General features: G+C 71.9%; 11 protein-coding genes. 5 read left to right on the forward strand and 6 right to left on the reverse strand.

The window, feature by feature from the left end; all coding sequences use genetic code 11:
- The first annotated feature begins 170 nt into the window (after positions 1-170).
- On the forward strand, positions 171-1490 hold the full coding sequence (locus tag ACIBQ1_RS05165; protein ID WP_397274711.1) for a serine hydrolase domain-containing protein: 1320 nt from the start codon (positions 171-173) through the stop codon (positions 1488-1490).
- Positions 1491-1614: 124 nt separating this feature from the next.
- The gene (locus tag ACIBQ1_RS05170; protein ID WP_397274712.1) at positions 1615-2058 is read left to right on the forward strand and encodes a hypothetical protein; all 444 of its coding nucleotides are present in this window, start codon (positions 1615-1617) and stop codon (positions 2056-2058) included.
- Positions 2059-2160: 102 nt separating this feature from the next.
- On the opposite strand, the gene ACIBQ1_RS05175 is transcribed toward ACIBQ1_RS05170, so the two are convergent.
- Positions 2161-4866 carry an AAA family ATPase gene (locus ACIBQ1_RS05175; protein WP_397274713.1) on the reverse strand — a complete coding sequence of 902 codons (2706 nt, stop codon included), beginning with the start codon at positions 4864-4866 and terminating at the stop codon, positions 2161-2163.
- A gap of 202 nt (positions 4867-5068) precedes the next feature.
- On the opposite strand from ACIBQ1_RS05175, the gene ACIBQ1_RS05180 reads away from it, so the two are divergent.
- The 3 genes from ACIBQ1_RS05180 (at position 5069) to ACIBQ1_RS05190 (ending at position 7515) form a co-directional block, all read left to right on the forward strand.
- On the forward strand, positions 5069-5632 hold the full coding sequence (locus ACIBQ1_RS05180) for a permease (protein ID WP_397274714.1): 564 nt from the start codon (positions 5069-5071) through the stop codon (positions 5630-5632).
- 12 nt (positions 5633-5644) lie between these two features.
- Positions 5645-6427: an alpha/beta fold hydrolase gene (locus tag ACIBQ1_RS05185; RefSeq protein WP_397274715.1), complete on the forward strand. Its 783-nt coding sequence runs from the start codon at positions 5645-5647 to the stop codon at positions 6425-6427.
- Positions 6428-6597: 170 nt separating this feature from the next.
- A complete protein-coding gene (locus ACIBQ1_RS05190) occupies positions 6598-7515 on the forward strand; it encodes an RNA polymerase sigma-70 factor (protein WP_397274716.1) in 918 nt (305 codons plus the stop codon).
- A 12-nt stretch (positions 7516-7527) separates the two neighbouring features.
- On the opposite strand, the gene ACIBQ1_RS05195 is transcribed toward ACIBQ1_RS05190, so the two are convergent.
- The 5 genes from ACIBQ1_RS05195 to ACIBQ1_RS05215 all read right to left on the reverse strand — a co-directional run bounded on the left by ACIBQ1_RS05195 (position 7528) and on the right by ACIBQ1_RS05215 (position 16770).
- Positions 7528-8769: a low temperature requirement protein A gene (locus ACIBQ1_RS05195; RefSeq protein ID WP_397274717.1), complete on the reverse strand. Its 1242-nt coding sequence runs from the start codon at positions 8767-8769 to the stop codon at positions 7528-7530.
- 79 nt (positions 8770-8848) lie between these two features.
- Positions 8849-10564 carry an ABC transporter ATP-binding protein gene (locus ACIBQ1_RS05200; RefSeq protein WP_397274718.1) on the reverse strand — a complete coding sequence of 572 codons (1716 nt, stop codon included), beginning with the start codon at positions 10562-10564 and terminating at the stop codon, positions 8849-8851.
- The gene (locus ACIBQ1_RS05205; RefSeq protein WP_397274719.1) at positions 10561-12345 is read right to left on the reverse strand and encodes an ABC transporter ATP-binding protein; all 1785 of its coding nucleotides are present in this window, start codon (positions 12343-12345) and stop codon (positions 10561-10563) included. Before ACIBQ1_RS05205 ends, ACIBQ1_RS05200 begins: the two co-directional genes overlap by 4 nt.
- A 209-nt stretch (positions 12346-12554) precedes the next feature.
- A complete protein-coding gene (locus ACIBQ1_RS05210) occupies positions 12555-13757 on the reverse strand; it encodes an amidohydrolase family protein (RefSeq protein ID WP_397274720.1) in 1203 nt (400 codons plus the stop codon).
- Between the two features lie 124 nt (positions 13758-13881).
- Entirely contained in the window at positions 13882-16770 is a 2889-nt protein-coding gene (locus ACIBQ1_RS05215; RefSeq protein ID WP_397274721.1) for a M36 family metallopeptidase, read from the reverse strand.
- Between the last annotated feature and the right edge of the window lie 108 nt (positions 16771-16878).

A 16878-nucleotide genomic window follows, 5' to 3' on the forward strand; every position in this document is an offset into this window, starting at 1 on the left:
GAACAGACCGGTTAAGAAGAGTACCCGTAGCGGATCCGCGGGCCTGCTCACCCACCAGGCACATCATCCGTAAGGCCGAGAATGTCATGGGTTCGGGATGATCCGTGTCATGGGGACCCGGTGACACCGCGGACTAACCTCGCGAGCCCGGCTCAATCATGCTGACGGCCATGACATCCCTCCGATTCAGGACATTGATCTCGGCCGTGGGGCGCGCCAGACGGCTGGCCCTCGCGACCGGGCTGGGTGCGCTGCTCACCGCGGCGACCCTCACCGCGCCGGCCGCCGCCCAGACGGCGACCACCACCGCGACCGGCCAGGATGGCGGGCTGGACCGGCAGGCGCTCCGCAAGTCCCTGGACGCCGTCCACGAGGCGGGCATGTACGGCATCTACTCGCAGGTGCGCGACCAGGGGCAGGTCTGGCAGGGCGCGTCCGGCGTGGCCGACGTCGGCACCGGCCGCCCCGTACGGCCCGACATGGTGCACCGGGTGGGCAGCATCACCAAGACGTTCACCTCGGTGGCCATTCTCCAGCAGGTGGAACGCGGCGCCATCGCCCTGGACGCCCCGATCGGCCGCTACCTCCCGGACCTCGTCCCCGGCGACCGCGGCCGGCGGATCACCGTACGGATGCTGCTCAACCACACCAGCCACATCGGCGACTACGTCGCCCCGGCGTTCCCGTCGCTGCTGGAGGGCTCGACCAAGAGCCTGGACGACAACCGCTTCCGCACGATCACCCCGAAGGAACTGGTCGGGCTGGGCCTGGCCGCCGCCCCGACCGGCGAGCCCGGAGCGACGCCCGGGTCGTACTCGAACACCAACTACATCCTGGCCGGCCTGCTCCTGGAGAAGGTGACGGGCACGGACGCCGAGCGGTACATCACCCGCAACGTCATCCGCAAGGCGGGCCTGCGGCACACGTCATTCCCGCGCACCCCGGTCATCCCGGGGCCGCACTCCAAGGCGTACGAGTCGATGTACGGCCTGATCGACCCGCCGCGCGACTACAGCGTCTACAACATGTCGTGGGCCGGCACGGCAGGCGCGATCGTGTCCACGATGGACGACCTCAACCGCTTCTACCGCGTGCTGCTGCGCGGGGAACTGGTCGGCGCCGCACAGGTCGCCGAGATGCAGAAGACGGTTCCGGTGCTGGCCGGCGGGACCGCGATCGACTACGGCCTCGGCCTCTACTCCCTCGACCTGCCGTGCGGCCGCTTCTGGGGGCACGACGGGGGCGTGTTCGGAATGATCACGCAGTCACTGTCCACCCCGGACGGCAGCCGCCAGCTGTCCTTCGGAGTGAACCGCGCGAAGTACCAGCAGATCGACGAGAACGGCCAGATCGTGCCGAGCCCGATCGACTTCGCCCTGGTCGACCACCTGCTCCTGGCCCTGTGCGGCACCACCACGCCCGAGGCCAAGTCCTCCCGCCTCCCGCTCACCCCGTTCCCGGCGGACAGGCTGGCGGCCGCGGTCCGTTGATCGCCTGGCAGGTGTGCTGCCCGTCACTCTCGGAGTGCGGATTTGTCCACAGTTGATCGCACGGAATCTCCGTAATGTCCCTGCTGCCGGGTCAACCGGCGCACGACAAACGGGGAGGAACCCAATGCGTAAGACCCTCGCGATCGCGGCTCTGGCCGGTTCGATGGCCGTCACCGGCCTCGCTCTGAGCCCGGCCGCCGCCCAGGCCGCCACCGCCACCACCGCCACCACCGCCACCACCGCCACCACCGCCACCGCCACCACGACCTCGACGGGGACGAAGTGGGGGAAGTTCTTCTCCAGTGACCGCAAGGCCTACACGTTCGGCAAGACGTGGAAGAGCGGCGGCGTGGTCCACACGAAGTGGTACGGCGTGGACAAGGTCGGCGGGAAGAAGGGCTGGGTGTGGTTCGAGTTCTACCAGAACGGCAGCTGGCACAAGTTCAACCGCTCGTTCGACGGCAAGGTGGTCGGGAGCTGGCGCGGCAAGGGGATCAAGAAGGTCTTCACCTACACCTGCTGGGCCGGCAAGTCCGACAACTGCGGCCGTAAGTACCGCATCTACTAATCCGCCTCCGGACGGCCCGGCGCTACTCGCGCCGGGCCGTTTTTCTTACGGCTGACTTCGGCCGGGCTCCCTTCGCGGACGGGCCTGTCACGACTCACCTGGTCAGCCCAGGTCGAGGCGGGCGAGCTCGGTGCGGGTGGTGACGCCGAGCTTGGGGAAGGCCCGGTACAGGTGGTGGCTGACGGTCTTGGGGCTGATGAACAGCTGGGCGGCGATCTCGCGGTTGGTGACCCCCGTGGCGGCGAGGCGTACCACCTGCAGTTCCTGGGGTGAGAGCAGGGCGGCCGGCTCGGGGGCGCCCTGGGCCACGGTCTCACCGGCCGCGCGCAGCTCGGCGCGGGCCCGCTCGGCCCACGGGAGGGCTCCGGCGCGTTCGAAGGTCTCCAGCGCGGCGCGCAGGCGGGTCCGGGACTCGGTCTTCCTGCGGGCGCGGCGCAGCCACTCGCCGTGGAGCAGGTCGGTGCGGGCCCGTTCGTACGGCCGGTTCGCGACGGCGTGCGAACGCGCGGCCCGCTCCCAATGCCGTTCCGCCTCGTCGTCGTCATGGGCGAGCAGGGCCCGGCAACGATGCAGTACGGCCTCCGCCCACGGATGGCGGGCGGCCGTGGCCCAGGACTCGAAGCGGGCCAGCGGTCGCGCGGCGCGGTCGGGCAGGCCCAGCCGTACGGCGGCCTCGATCTGGTCGGGAGCGAAGTAGACGGGCATGATCTGGTGCCGGAGCGGCCCGCGGGTGGCGGTCTCGAAGCGTTCCAGCGCGGCCTCGAAGCGGCCTTGGCCGAGATCCAGGAGGCCGAGCGCCCACTCGGCCCAGCCGACGATCGTCGCCACCGGATGGGCGGTGCCGTGCGCGATCGTCCGCTCGGCGAGCTCACGGCAGTCCTGTTCGCGGCCCTGGACGGCGCTCACCATGGCCATGACGCTCTCGAAGTGGGCGATGCGGTGCGTCTGGCCGATGTCGGTGGCGAGCCGGCGTCCCTCGGTGGCGGTCGTGACGGCGTCGCGGAAGCGCCCGAGGTACATCTGGTGGATCGCGAGCACCGCCTGGGCGAGCGGCAGCAGCCCGATCATGCCGTCGGACCGGCATTCCTCGATCGCCGAGCGGGCGATGGTGAGCCCGCTGTCGAAGTCTCCCGATATCCCGGCCAGCGAGCAGATGCTGATCCGGAGGGCCGTCAGGCCGGAGGGAATCGCCGCGGCCATGGCGATGAGCTCGCGAAACGGCGGGAGGGCCCGGTCCAGGTCGCCGGCCAGGAAGTCGGCCATGGCACGCGCCGCCCGGACGAACCCGTCGAGCCCGTCCTCCGGCGTCAGCGGCAGGCCGCCGAGCCGCGCCGCGGACTCGCCGACAGCCGTCGGATCGCTGAGGTACCACGCGTTGCGCACCGCGTCGAGCAGGAGCAGGGCCGCGCCCTTGCGGTCCAGATCGGCGATGGAGGCGGCGCCGTCGAGGAGGATCCGGTGGGCGTCATGCACGGCGCCCCGGTCGAACGCGATCCGCCCGCGCAGCCCCGCCAGCCGGGCGAGGGTCAGCGGGTCGTCGCCCAGCCGCCGGGCCTGGTCGGCCAGGATCTGCGCGTGCTCCAGGGCGCCGGCGTCCGCGGCGGCCTCGGCCGCCAGGGCCAGCCGCCGGGCACGTTCGGCCAGGCCGGGGGTGAGCCGGGCCGACCGTTCCAGGGCCGCGGCGGCCGCGGCGTGGCCCGCGCGCTCGCGGGCGCGGCCCGCCGCCTGTTCGAGCGCGGCGGCGATCGGCTCGTCGCGGCCGGTCACGGCGGCGGCCAGGTGCCAGGCGCGGCGGTCGGCGTCCTGCTCGTCGTCGAGCACGTCGGCGAGGGCGCGGTGCGCGGCCAGGCGCTCGTCGTAGGCCGCCCGGCGTGCCGCCGCCGTACGCATCAGCGGGTGGCCGAAGTCGAGCCGCCCGCCGGCGGTGGACAGGAAACCGGCGCGTTCGGCCGGGCCCAGGGCGGCGGCGTCGATCCCCAGCGTCCCGGCCGCCCGCACGACGACGTCGAGATCCCCCGCGTCGTCGAGCGCCGCGATCAGCAGCATCGTCTGGGCGCCCGGCGGCAGGACGGCGATCCGCGCCTCGTACGCCTCCTGGATCCGGCGCGGCAGCGGCAGCCCGTCCTGCGCGTCCTTGAAGGAGTCGGACATCCGGGGCAGCTCGATCAGCGCGAGGGGGTTTCCGCCGCTCGCGGCGAGGATCCTCTCCCTTACGGCGGGACCCAGACCGGGCGTGTGCTCGCGCAGCAGGCCGTCGGCTGCCAGGGGATGGAGGCCTTCGAGCCGCAGCTCGGGCACCCCGGGCGCGTGGAACCCGTCCCTGGCCGCGAACAGCAGGGCGATCCCCTCCGAGTGCAGCCGCCGGGCCGCGAACAGCAGCGCCTCGGCCGACGACCGGTCCATCCACTGGGCGTCGTCGACCAGGCAGAGCAGCGGGCCGTCCTCGGCCAGTTCGGTGAGCAGCGACAGGGCGGCCAGGCCGATGAGCAACCGGTCCTCAGGGGCGGCGGCCAGGCCGAACGCGCCCTCCAGTGCCCTGGCCTGCGGCGCCGGAAGCCTGCCGATCCGGTCGAGGGCCGGGCGGAGCAGCAGGTGCAGCGCCGCGAAAGGCAGCTCGGCCTCGGTCTCGATACCGGTGCCGCGCAGCGGACGCATCCCTTCCGACAACCGGGCGGCGTGGTCGAGGAGCGCGGACTTGCCGATCCCGGGCTCGCCCCGCAGGATCAGGCTCCCGCTCCGGCCGTCCCTGGCCTGCGCGACCAGCGCCTCGATCGCGGCCTGCTCCGTCTCACGCCCCCGCAGCACCATCAGAATCTACCGTCCCCCGCCGGACCGGTTCACCAGACAATCGTCCGATACCGGGCAGACGCTCCCCGTCCCTAACGTCGTACCGCGAGACACGGAGACGTGAGGAGAACCGTGGACTTCTTGATCTTTTTACTGCTGTTCGTCGTGATGTGCGGCGGACTGCACCACTGGGCCAACCGGGCCCCCAAGGAGGGACGCTGAAATGCTCGTCGGACACTTCGGGCTGGCCGCCGCGGTCAAGGCCGCCCAGCCGCGCGTCCCGCTGTGGTCGCTCATGCTCGCCACCCAGTTCCTCGACGTCATCTTCGTCGTCCTGTACCTGGCGGGCGGGATCGAGTCCTTCAAGGCCGTCACCCCGGGCACCTACGGCGAGGCGCTGATCGACGCCCAGTACACCCACTCGTTGCTGGGCGCGCTGCTGCTGTCGGCGCTGTACGGCGGCCTCGGCGCCTGGCGGTGGGGCCGCAAGGCCGGGTGGGTGCTGGGCGCGACGGTGTTCAGCCACTGGCTGCTCGATCTGCTCGTCCATCGCCCCGACCTGCCCCTGCTGCCCGGCAACGCCGGCGACCTGCCGCTGCTCGGCCTCGGACTGTGGCAGGTCCCGTGGGCCACGGCCGTGGTGGAAGGGGTCCTCATCGTCGTCGGAGCGGTCCTGTACTTCCGCTCGGTACGGGAACGCGCCTCGACCACCTGGCGCGCGATCGCCTCCGGTGGCGCCATGGCCCTGCTGCTCGCGCTGGGCCTCGTCGTGGACGTCCTCAGTTAGGGAAGGTAGCGAATGTTCGTTGACGTACCGGGCGGTCGCCTGGCCTACGACTCCGCCGGCGAGGGGCCGCTCGTGGTGTGCGTACCCGGTCTGGGAGACACCCGCGAGGCCTACCGGTCGCTGCGCCCGCCCCTGGTGGAGGCGGGTTACCGGGTGGTGACGGCGGACCTGCGGGGGCACGGGGAGTCGTCGGTGGGATGGGAGGACTACTCCCAGTCTGCGGTGGGCGGCGACATCGTGGCCCTGCTGGAGGAACTGGACGCGCCCGGCGCCGTCCTGCTCGGCAACTCCTACGCCGGCGGCGGCATCATCCGCGCCGCCGCCCAGGCGCCCGAGCGGGTGGCCGGCATCGTCCCGATCGACGGCTTCATCCGTGCCCTCCCCCTCAACCTCGCCGTCCGCGCGCTCGTCCGGCTGATCGCCTCGTCCCCGTGGTTGTGGAGCCTCTACTACGCCACGGCGCATCGCACCGCCAAGCCCGCCGACCTGGCCGAACACCGCGCCAAGCTGGTGGCCATGCTGCGCGACCCCGAACGGCGCGAGGCGATGCGCACCATGCTCCTCAACCGCGAACCGGACGCCGAGCACGCCATCCCGCAGGTCCGCTGCCCCGCCCTGGTCCTCATGGGCGCCAAGGACCCCGACTTCCCCGACCCGGCGGCGGAGGCGCGGACCCAGGCGTCGCTGCTGCGGGGGCAGGCCGTCGTGATCGACGACGCGGGCCATTACCCGATGTCGGAGTTCCCCGGGCGGACGGTCGAGGCTCTGCTGCCTTTCCTGAAGAACGTCTTCTGACCGGTCACCTGGTAACCGCCTGGGGGTGCGTGGCCTTGGGCCCGGGACCGTACGTGTGACAGGCGCGGCGAAATTCGTTCGATGCGGACCGCGAAACCTCCAGGGGTAGGAGGGCTGGAGAATGGGCCTGGCGACGGAGTGCGTGGCACCGGTCAAGCGGGGGGATGGCAGTGACGGATCCTGGATCGGACAGTCCGAAAGATCTTGAGCAGGCGGTGGCGGTGTTCGCCGACGTGCGGCCGCGCCTGTTCGGGATCGCGTACCGGATGCTGGCCAGCGTCACCGAAGCCGAGGACCTGGTGCAGGACGTCTGGCTGCGCTGGCAGGCCCACGACCGCGCCGCGGTGGACAACCCGGCCGCGTTCCTGGCCACGATGACCACCCGGCTGGCCATCAACGTCACCCAGTCCGCACGCGTACGCCGCGAGACCTACCTCGGCCCGTGGCTGCCCGAACCCGTCGACACCCGGGCCGATCCCTACCTCGGCGCCGAGCGCGGCGAGGCCCTGGAGTTCGCCGTGCTGCTGCTCCTGGAACGGCTCTCACCCACCGAACGCGCGGCGTACGTGCTGCGGGAGGCGTTCGACTACCCCTACCGGCAGATCGCCGACATCATCGAGCTCAACGAGCCGGCCGTGCGCCAGCTGGTCAGCAGGGCCCGCAAACGCGTGCTCGTCGAACGCCGCACCCCCGTGACCGGAGCCGAACAGCGCAGGTTGCTGAAGGCGTTCGTCTCCGCCGCCCGCTCCGGCGACATGACCGCGCTGGAAGAGCTCTTCGCCGCGGACGTGATCAGCTACTCCGACGGCGGCGGCGCCGTACGTGCCTCCCGTTTCCCCGTGGTGGGCGCGTCGCGGGTGGCGAAGTACCACAAGGCGTTCGCCCACCGGTTCTGGGCCGGGGTCGACGTGGCCTGGGCCGGCACGAACGGCCAGACCGCCGCGCTGCTGAGCCGCGACGGAGAGGTGTTCGCGGTCGTCACCGTCACCGCCTCGGAGCAGGGCATCGACCAGGTGCTGTGGATGATGAACCCGGCCAAGATCACCGCGGTGTCGCCCGAGGCGCCGAGAGCCGCGGAAGGCCCATAGACCCCTCCTCGTTCACGACTCGACGACCTGCGGACTCTGGCGGCGCGCCGCACCGCGGCCCCCCGCCGCGGTCATGATCGAGACGGCGACCAGCACGACGCAGACCGCCGTGATCGCCGCGACCACGCCCGCCACCCCCAGCCACGGCGCCGCGAACGGCAGCGCCCAGATCAGCGCCACGCAGCCCATGGCCGCGGCGGGATGGACGACCGGCGCGCCGGCCACCAGCGCGTGCACCGCCCACAACACCGCCAGATACACCCCCACCGGAACCGCGACCGCGTACCCGATGGCAAGGGGTGAGGCCGCGACGTCGTGCCCGCTCTGCTCCACCGCCACCTCCAGCCCCGCGCCCAGGGCCGCCAGCGCCGCGAAAATCCCGTAATGGCCGTATCCCCACAGGTACGACCGATCGCGGCGACCGCTCAGCCCCTCCCCCGCCTCGACGAGGAAGTACAGCCACCACAGCGCGAACAACAGCACCAGCCCGCACCCGGCGACGGCGACCAGGGGCCCCTTGACCCCGTCCGCTTCGAGCGCCCCTGCCACGCCCTGGCTCACGGCCAGCACGCTCTCCCCGAGCAGAATGATCGTGAACAGGCCATAACGCTCGGCGATGTGATGCGGATGCCAGGCCGTGGCCCGGGTCCGCTCCGCCCACCACGGCACCGCCAGCTCCAGCACGACCAGGCAGACGAAGAACGGCAGCCCCGAGAACGAGGACAGGATTCCCATCTCCGCGATGAGCAGCCACAGCAGCCACCCCAACTGCGCGACGGTCATCCCGACGGCGTAACGCAGCGCGGTACGACGCCGGGCCTGGTCCTCCAACCCGGCCCGCACCCACTGGGCCACCAGCCCGATCCTCATGATCACGTAACCAAGCGCGACGATCCGGTAGTCGGAGTGCGTGGCCGCGGCGGGCACCCCCGCGGCCAGGGTCAGCACGCCGGCCATCTGCACCAGGGTCAGCAGCCGGTAGAGGACGTCGTCGGTGTCGTAGGACGAGGCGAACCACGTGAAGTTCATCCACGCCCACCAGATCGCGAAGAACACCTGCAGGAACGGCACCAGCCCGGCCAGGCCGTGTCCCTCGGCGACGCTGTGCGCGAACTCGGCGGTGACGGCCGCCACCGCGACCACGAAGGTCAGGTCGAACAGCAGCTCAAGCTGGCTCGACACACGATGCGGCTCGTCGATGGGCCGCGCGCTCATCCGGACCCGGATCCGGATGCTGATGCCGGCTGGTGGCAAGGTCTCGCTCCTGTCGCTCCGCGAACGTCCGGTCCGACGGAAAGACAGGACAGAGAGCCGTTCTGTGACAACCCCGCGCTCATTCACCCGTCGCCGGTGTCAGGGAGACGTTCCAGAAGCCGGCGTAACGACCGTCGCGGCGCAGGAGCTCGTCGTGGCCGCCTTCCTCCACGATCCGGCCGCCGTCGAGGAAGACGATGCGATCGGCGCGCTGGACGGTCCGCAGCCGATGCGCCACCATCACCACCGTCCGGCCGGCCATCAGGCGTTCGATGCCCTCGTGGACGGCCGCCTCGTTCACCGGGTCGAGCGCGGAGGTCACCTCGTCCAGCAGCACGATGGGCGCGTTCTTCAGCAGCGCCCGCGCGATCGAGACCCGCTGGCGTTCGCCGCCCGACAGCAGCGCGCCACCTTCGCCGACCTCCGTCGCCCATCCGCCGGGCAGCCGCTCGACCACCTCGTCCAGCCGCGCCGCGGTCGCCGCGGCCCGCACCTCGGCCTCGTCGGCGTCGGGACGGCCGAGACGTACGTTCTCCTCGATCGTGCCGTCGAAGAGATAGACGTCCTGGAAGACGATGGCGATCCGCGCCATCAGCGCCTCCGTGTCGATCGCGCGTACGTCCGCGCCTCCCACCCGCACCGCGCCCGCGTCCACGTCGTAGAAGCGCGCGAGCAGCTGCAGCAGCGTGCTCTTGCCCGAGCCCGACGGTCCGACCACGGCGAGCCGCTGACCCTCCGGCACGGACAACGACACCCCGTCCATCACCGTACGGTCGCCATGCCGGAAGGTGACGCAGTCGAGCTCCAGGTCATGGCCCGCCGGCCGGATCGGTTCGCGAGGTTCCGGCAGCGGCTCGGTGCGTAACACCATGTCGAGTCTCGCCAGCTCGGAACGCGCGCCGCGCAGTTTGCCGCCGAGGTCCGCCAGCGACAGCAGCGGATCGGCGCAGCGGGCGGCGAGCACCAGGATCGACAGCACCTCCGCCGCGCCGATGTCACCGCCGAGCGCCAGGTAGGCGCCCAGGACCAGCAGCGCGGTGAACATCGCCTGCACCGTCAGCGCCAGGCCCAGCACGCCGGGCAGCACCGACAGCGTGGTGCGGCGCGAGGCGCGCTGGACCTCCCGCAGCGAGTCGTCGAGCAGCCGGAAGCGTTCGACGGTCCGGCCGCCGGCGCGCAGCACCGGCTGGGCCTGGAGATATTCGATGACCCGCCCGGCGGCCTCGTGGTCGCGTTCGTGGCGGTCATCGTCGGTGGCGGCCATCGAGCGTCCCGTCCAGACCTGGACCGCCGCCACGACCGGGACGGCGACCAGCGCGGCCAGCCCCAGTTGCGCGTTGAAGGCGAGCATCACGACGACGATCGTCAGGGGGGTCACGCAGGCGGAGATGTACGGCGCCAGCAGATGCACGATCACGCTCATCGCCTGCAGCACGCCGCGGCTGGCCAGGACGGACACCTCGCCGACCCGGCCGGCGCCGTACCAGCCCAGCGGCAGCCGGGCCAGGTGATCGCCGAGACGGTGGTACATGCCGCGCAGCAGCACGGTCCCTGCGCGGAAACCGGACAGGTCGCTGAGATAGCGCAGCGCCGCGTAGACCGCGACCGCGGCCCCGAACGCGACCAGCCACGGCCAGGCGTCCGCGGGCGTGCTCCCGAACAGCGCCCGAAGCACGGGAACCAGCAGCGCGTAGGACAACCCCTCGGCCACCGCGGTCGCCGTCATCAGGGCCACGGTGCGGCGCACGGGCCGGCCGTACTCGGGTCCGAGCACGCGCAGCAGCATTCGGATCATCGGGGATCGTCTCCTCGTTGTACGCCGTCGGCGACCGCCGACCGTCGGGTTCGCCAGAACGCGGCGAACTTTCCGTTCCTCGCCAGCAGCTCGGCGGGCCTGCCGCGCTCGACGATCGACCCGTTCTCCAGCATCACGACGGTGTCGGCGTCGGCGACCGTCTCCAGGCGATGGGCGATGACCAGGACCGTGCGATCTCCCGCCATCGTGGCCAGGGCCCGGCGCACGGCCTGTTCGGTGGGCGGGTCGGCGAAGGCGGTCGCCTCGTCGAGCACCAGAACGGGCGTGGCGGCGAGCAGTGCGCGCGCGATCGAGATCCGCTGTGCCTCGCCGCCCGACAGCCCGGCCTCCTCATGGATCACCGTGTCGTATCCGCGCGGCAGCTCAAGGATCCGATCATGGATGTTCGCGAGCCGGGCGGCGCGGACCACGTCCTCGGGGCCGGCGTGCGGCACCGCCAGCGCGATGTTGTCCGCGACGGACGCGCGCAGCAGGCGAACGTCCTGGAAGACGAAGGAGACCGTCCGATACAGCTCCTCGCTGCCGAGCTCGCGCAGATCGACACCGCCCAGGACGACCGAGCCGCTGGTCGGGTCGAAGAACCGCGGCAGCAGCTGAACCAGCGTGGACTTCCCGCTGCCCGACGGCCCGACGATCGCGGTGACCGTCCCGGGTTCGAGCACCAGGTCGATCCCGCGCAGCACCTCGTGCTCCGCTCGCTCGTAACCGAATCGAACGTCACGCAGCTCCACCCGGTGCCCCCGCGGTGCGCGCGGATGCGCGGGCTCGGGCAGCGACGGCACCGCGAGCACGTCCCGGATCCGGCCGACCGCGCGCCGGGCGGCCTGCAAGTCGTCGAAGCCGTGGCCGAGGGCCGCCACCGGGGCGGTCAGGCCCAGGCCGAGCAGCAGGAAGGGCAGCAGGTCGGCCGGGGCCAGGCCACCGCCCGCGATCAGCGCCGCACCGCCGATCAGCACGACCAGCAGCACGAACGGCGGCGACAGCGCCAACTGCATCCCCGCGGCGATCGGGGCGAGACCGCGCACCCACCGGAAGAAGGTGACGACGAAATCGTCCACCGCCGTGCGGAACCTGTGATGGGCGCGCTCGGATCCGCCGAACGCCTTGACCACCGAGATACCCTGCACGAACTCGACGACCGAGCTCGCGATCCGCCCCATCCCCGCGTCGAACTCCTCCTGCTCCCGCAGCCGGGCCGGGGTCATCATCAGCGGGACCAGCGCCACCGCCAGCACGACCGGCGCCAGCGTGATCAGCGTGAGCCGCCAGTCGACGGTGAACAGGTAGACCAACGACACCAGCGGCACCACGAACGCGGCGACGAGCTCGCCCGGGGTGTGGGCGATGAAGGGGTGCACGGCGCTCACGTCCTCGCCCACGACCTTCGCCAGCTCGCCGGTCCGGCGCCGGGCGAACCAGCCGATCGGCACGCGCCCCAGCCGCGCGGCCAGCAGCCGGCGGAACGACAGCTGCACCTGGCCGTCCAGAATGTGCCCGATGCCGGACGACGCGGCCGTGAACAGCAGCCGGACGAACAGGCCGGCCGCACCCGCGACCACGACGGACCAGACATGACCGTGATCGGCCGGGCCGGGCGACAGCAGGGTGCGGCCCAGCTCGACGACCGCGAGCAGCGGCGCCAGGCCCGCGACGGCACCGATCACCTGCAGGACGACGACGGCGGCGAAACTCCACCCGTACGGGCGCAGCAGCCGTGTCAGGCTGTCGCCGCTCCGGGCAGGGCCGGCTGGGGCTCTCATGGCCGGAATTGTCGTCCAGCCACCGTCCGGGGGGCGTCCTACGTGCGGAGTGATCTGCCGCTACCCCACCGGGATCAACGACCGGCCGGACTACGACGCCGGGAGTAATCGTGCACCTCGCCGACCCCACCGCCACCTGGATCACCGGCCAGGTCCTCACCGTCGACGGCGGCCTGGAACTCACCTAGGACTCACCGCCCGCGGCCGCGTCAGCGCGCCCACCGGCGTACGCCGCCGCGCCACACCTCGACGATGTCCCGGGTCGCCGTGATGTCCGTGGTCGCGTCGCCGTTGACGAGCAGCAGGTCAGCTCGCAGGCCAGGGGCGACGCGGCCCCGGTCGGTGAGGCCGAAGAGGCGGGCCGTCGTGCCGGTGGCCGCCGCGAGCGCCTGCTCCGCCGTCCAGCCCGCCTCCGTCAGCAGGAGCAGCTCGTGGTGCAGGCCCGCCCCGTGCACCGGCCCGAACGGGGTGCAGTCCGTGCCCGCCAGCACCGGCACCCCCGCCCGGCGCAGGGCCGCGGCCGCGTGCGCGGCGTTCATGACGCCCTGGGAGTGCATGGGGAGGTCCGCCCGCTCCCGGCCGAACGTGGCCTTCGAGCGGTCCGACATCCGCGCGGCGATCCGCGGGTCCCGCAGCAGCTCCTGGCCGTTCGGGTCGCCGGTGACGGCCTCGATGTACGTGATCGTGCTGATCACGAACGCGTCGTACGAGGCGATCCTGGCCGCCGTCTCCTCGGCCTGCTCCTCGTCCACGTCGGAGTACAGGTGCGCCAGCCCGTCGGCCCCCGCGTCCAGGGCGATGAGCGCCTCCCTGGCGGTGACCGTGTGCGCGATGACCCGCAGGCCGGCGGCGTGCCCGGCCTCGACCAGGACGGCGGCGAGCTCGGGGCCGAGGGCGGGCAGCCGCATCCCCGACGACCCGCCGTCGTCGATGGCGATCTTGAGGTAGTCGGCGCCCTCGGCCAGCCGCGCCTCCACGAACGCCTTGGCCTCGCCCGAGTCGGCCACCGTGTCGAGGGTGCGGTCCGTGCCGAGGGCCTTGAGCACGTCGGCGGTCATGATCTGGGTCGGGTGCCCGTTCGGGGCGGTCGCGATCATGCTGGAGCTGCGGATGTCGGCCACGTCGTCGCGCTCGGCGGCCTGGCGGCGCTGGGCGGCGAGCAGGGGCGGCAGGTTGTTCATGTCGAGCTCGGTGGTGACGCCGAACGTCAGCGCCTCCGCCAGGTCACCGTCGAAGGCGTGCGCGTGGGCGTCGATCAGGCCCGGCAGCAGGGTCTTCCCGGTGCCGTCGATCACCACGTCCGCGCGACCGGACTCCGGTGAGCCGATGCGGTCGCCGTCGATCACCACGTCGGCGGCGGGCACGGTCCGCTCGCCGTCGAAGACGCGGACGCCACGGATCAGGGTACGCATGTTTCTCCCCCAGATAATTCGATGTCAAACTAAATTGCATCGAATAGTACGACCTCAAACTACCAGGGCGCAATAAGGCCCGCGCCCTGACCACGGACGCGGGCCCTACTACGGAGTCAGAACGTCAGCGCGAGAACGCCTGGAACTCGGCCGCCCTCACCTGCTCCCGCTGCGGGCTGGCCGTGGCGCAGTCCGTCGCGGAGTTCGGGTCGCGGTCCTGCTCACCGGCGTACAGCGGATTGCCGGTGCACTGCGTGCTGAGCACCCGGAGCATCAGATGCGTGGCATTGGTGTCCCGCACGTCGAACGACTTGAAGATCATGTTGGCGCCCCGGGGACGCGGCAGTCCCGACTTGAAGGCGTCGGAGGGACTGGTGTAGATCTTCGTGAAGTTCGCCGGGTCGGTGCAGCCCGAGCCGCAGGCCAGCACCTCGAACGAGCGCAGGCTCGAGAACCGGTTCTGCCCGCCCGGGTCGGCCGCGTCGCCGACGTTGGGCCGCAGCATGGCGCTCACCTGCACGCGCCGGACCTTCACCGGCGCGTCACCCGCCAGGTCCACCACGACCGACTTGCCGGCGGGCGCGCCGGTGAGCGAGGCCCAGTTCGTGGCCTCGGTCTCGTCGATCAGCTTGGCCTGGTTGACGCCGTCGCCCGTGGCCGCCGCGCCGCCCGCCGCCGAGGCGAGGTTGCGGGCCAGCGGCAGCGGGAGCGGCAACTGCACGCCGCCCACCACCACGAACTTCAGCCTCGTGTGCCCGAACCCGTTGCCCGCCACGACGAACGAGTACACGCCGGGCGTCATCTCCACCGTGTCGCCCAGCGGCGTCGCCGGGTCAGTGTCGGCGACCGGGACCGCGCGGCCCTCGTAGTCGCCCACGTACAGCCGCAGCGCCGCGCCCTTCGCCTCACCCAGCGGCTTGAGCTGCAGCGAGCCGTTCTTGCCCGCGGGGTTGACGAAGCTGGGCGTCGGGTCGGCGTCGCTCGGGCCGTTGCTGGCCGCGCCCTTGCCCAGGCCGTGCTCGGCGAACGCGCGCCACATGATGTCCTGGTTCTTGCCCCCGAACCGGATCGCGTCGGCCGCCAGCAGCGCGTCGCGGTGGTCGACGTAGCTGACCGCGCCCGAGGCCATCAGCAGCAGGGCGTCGAACGAGAGCTGCGCCCAGCGCCGGTTGCCCGGACACTGCTCGACCGGCGTCCGCCCGTCCGCGCAGGCCCGCTGCTGCCTGGCCGTGCCGTCGCCGTACCGCTTGATGAACGCCGCGCGCACGTCGAACTGGGTGGCCGACCAGATCTCACCGTCCGCGTGCACCTGCTGGCCGACGATGTCGTACGCGACGTCGCTGTAGTTCAGCGGCGACCTGGACATGTCGTAGTTCCTGATGCCGCGTTCCTTGTCCCCGGTCACGTAGCCGCCGGTCACATACGGGGTCAGGCCGGAGGGGCGGAAGCCGTACTCGAAGAGGTGCTCCATCGCGAACAGGTCGGAGGTGCTCTCGTTCATGGCCCCGGCCTGGGCGCCGCTCCAGCCGGCGTTCGGGCCGCCGATCATGCGGCCGGAGATCGCGTGCGTGTATTCGTGGCCGATGACCGACATGTCGTAGTCGCCGTCCACGCACGGCGAGTAGAACGAGCCGGCGATCGGCTGCCACAGGTACATGTTCGTGATCGGCGCGACCCCGTCGGGGCCGGTGATCTGGTTGGCGTTGTCGCGCACGGACAGCACCCGCGCGCCGGCCTGCGCGTTCCCCTGCTCGGGGTCTCCGCCGAGGCCGCCGCGCTCGCCGTTGTCCGCCTGCATGTTCCAGGCCGTCTCGGTGAAGCCGAGGCGGTAACTCCAGTCGTGCATGCGGTTGTGCATGGCGTTCAGGTTGGCGATGGCGGCTTCCAGGTCGTTCTCGCCGTCCTGGTCGAATGCCGCCGGGTCGCACTTGGACTCGTACCAGGCGTTCTTCCACGGGAAGAGGTAGTTCCTGCTCGGGGTGAGCGCGTTGGTGCGGGTCCCGACGGTGAACGGGTCGCCGCTCGCCCGGTTCTCGGTCGTCTTGGTCGAGTTGCCGGCGCTGGTGTTCGTCGAGGCGTCCGTGGTGTGGTCGACGTCCCAGGCCTTGCCGGTCGCCGGATCGCCGCCGGTCACGTAGTCGCAGCCGGGGCCCGCCGCGAAGCACCAGGTCTGGCGGGTGTCGCGGGAGGAGTAGTCGTCGCGGGGGTTCGCCGGGAAGGCCTCCCAGCGCGGGTTCTCGGGGTCGAAGTGGTCGACCAGGTTCTCCCGTACGAGGATGGCGCCGCTGACCGCGTCCACGTGCGTCGTGTATCCCGCCGCCTCGCCGCGCGAGCCGCCGATCAGGACCACCTGGTACGCGCTGTGCACCCCGTCGGGAGCGGGCACCGCCACCGGCGTGGCCTGCTTCGTGGTCGCCGTGGCCAGGTCGACGCCGCCGTCCCTGGCCGCGATCTCCAGCGCCTGCTGCGCGGTGATCGTCGCGGCCGGGGGCGCCTCCGTCTCGCGGGACAGCGAGGAGGTGACGTGCCTGATCTGGCCGTTCACCACGCCGATCGCGACGAGGCCGTCCACGCCGGCCGGCAGGTCGCCGAAGCGCTGCCGCAGCAGTACGGCGTGCCCCGCGCCGATCGGGTTGACCGCGACCCGCTCCAGCGCGTCCACCGCCTGCGCGGACAGGCCGAAGACGGCGGGGTTGTCCTTGAGGTAGGTCCGGGCGGCCTGCTCGGGGTCGGACCCGAGGCCCTCGGCCAGCGGTTCGGCGCTGGTGACGGCGGCCGGGGTGCCGAGAGCGTTCCAGCGGATCTCGGCCGCGGCCCCGGCGCTGCGGGCGTTCAGTCCGGCGGGCGGGGCGACCCTGCCCTGCCGGTTGTCCACGTCCGGCTTGCCGTGCTCTTCGGCCTGGAAGTCATGTACGGGGGTCTGCCCGCCGGGTTCGCCCAGAGCGGGCCCGGCGAGGGGTAGTGCCGACGCGACGAGCGCGACGGCGACGAGTGCGCTGCGTAACCAGGACAACGGTTCCCTCCTGCGTCTCGGGGATGCGCGGATTGCACGCATCTCGCAAGAGGTAACACCGAGTCAGGTGACTGGCAAGATCTCAGTGCGGGACCGGTGGCCGGCGCC

The sequence above is a fragment of the Nonomuraea sp. NPDC050153 genome, from assembly GCF_044460125.1.
GTDB lineage: Bacteria > Actinomycetota > Actinomycetes > Streptosporangiales > Streptosporangiaceae > Nonomuraea.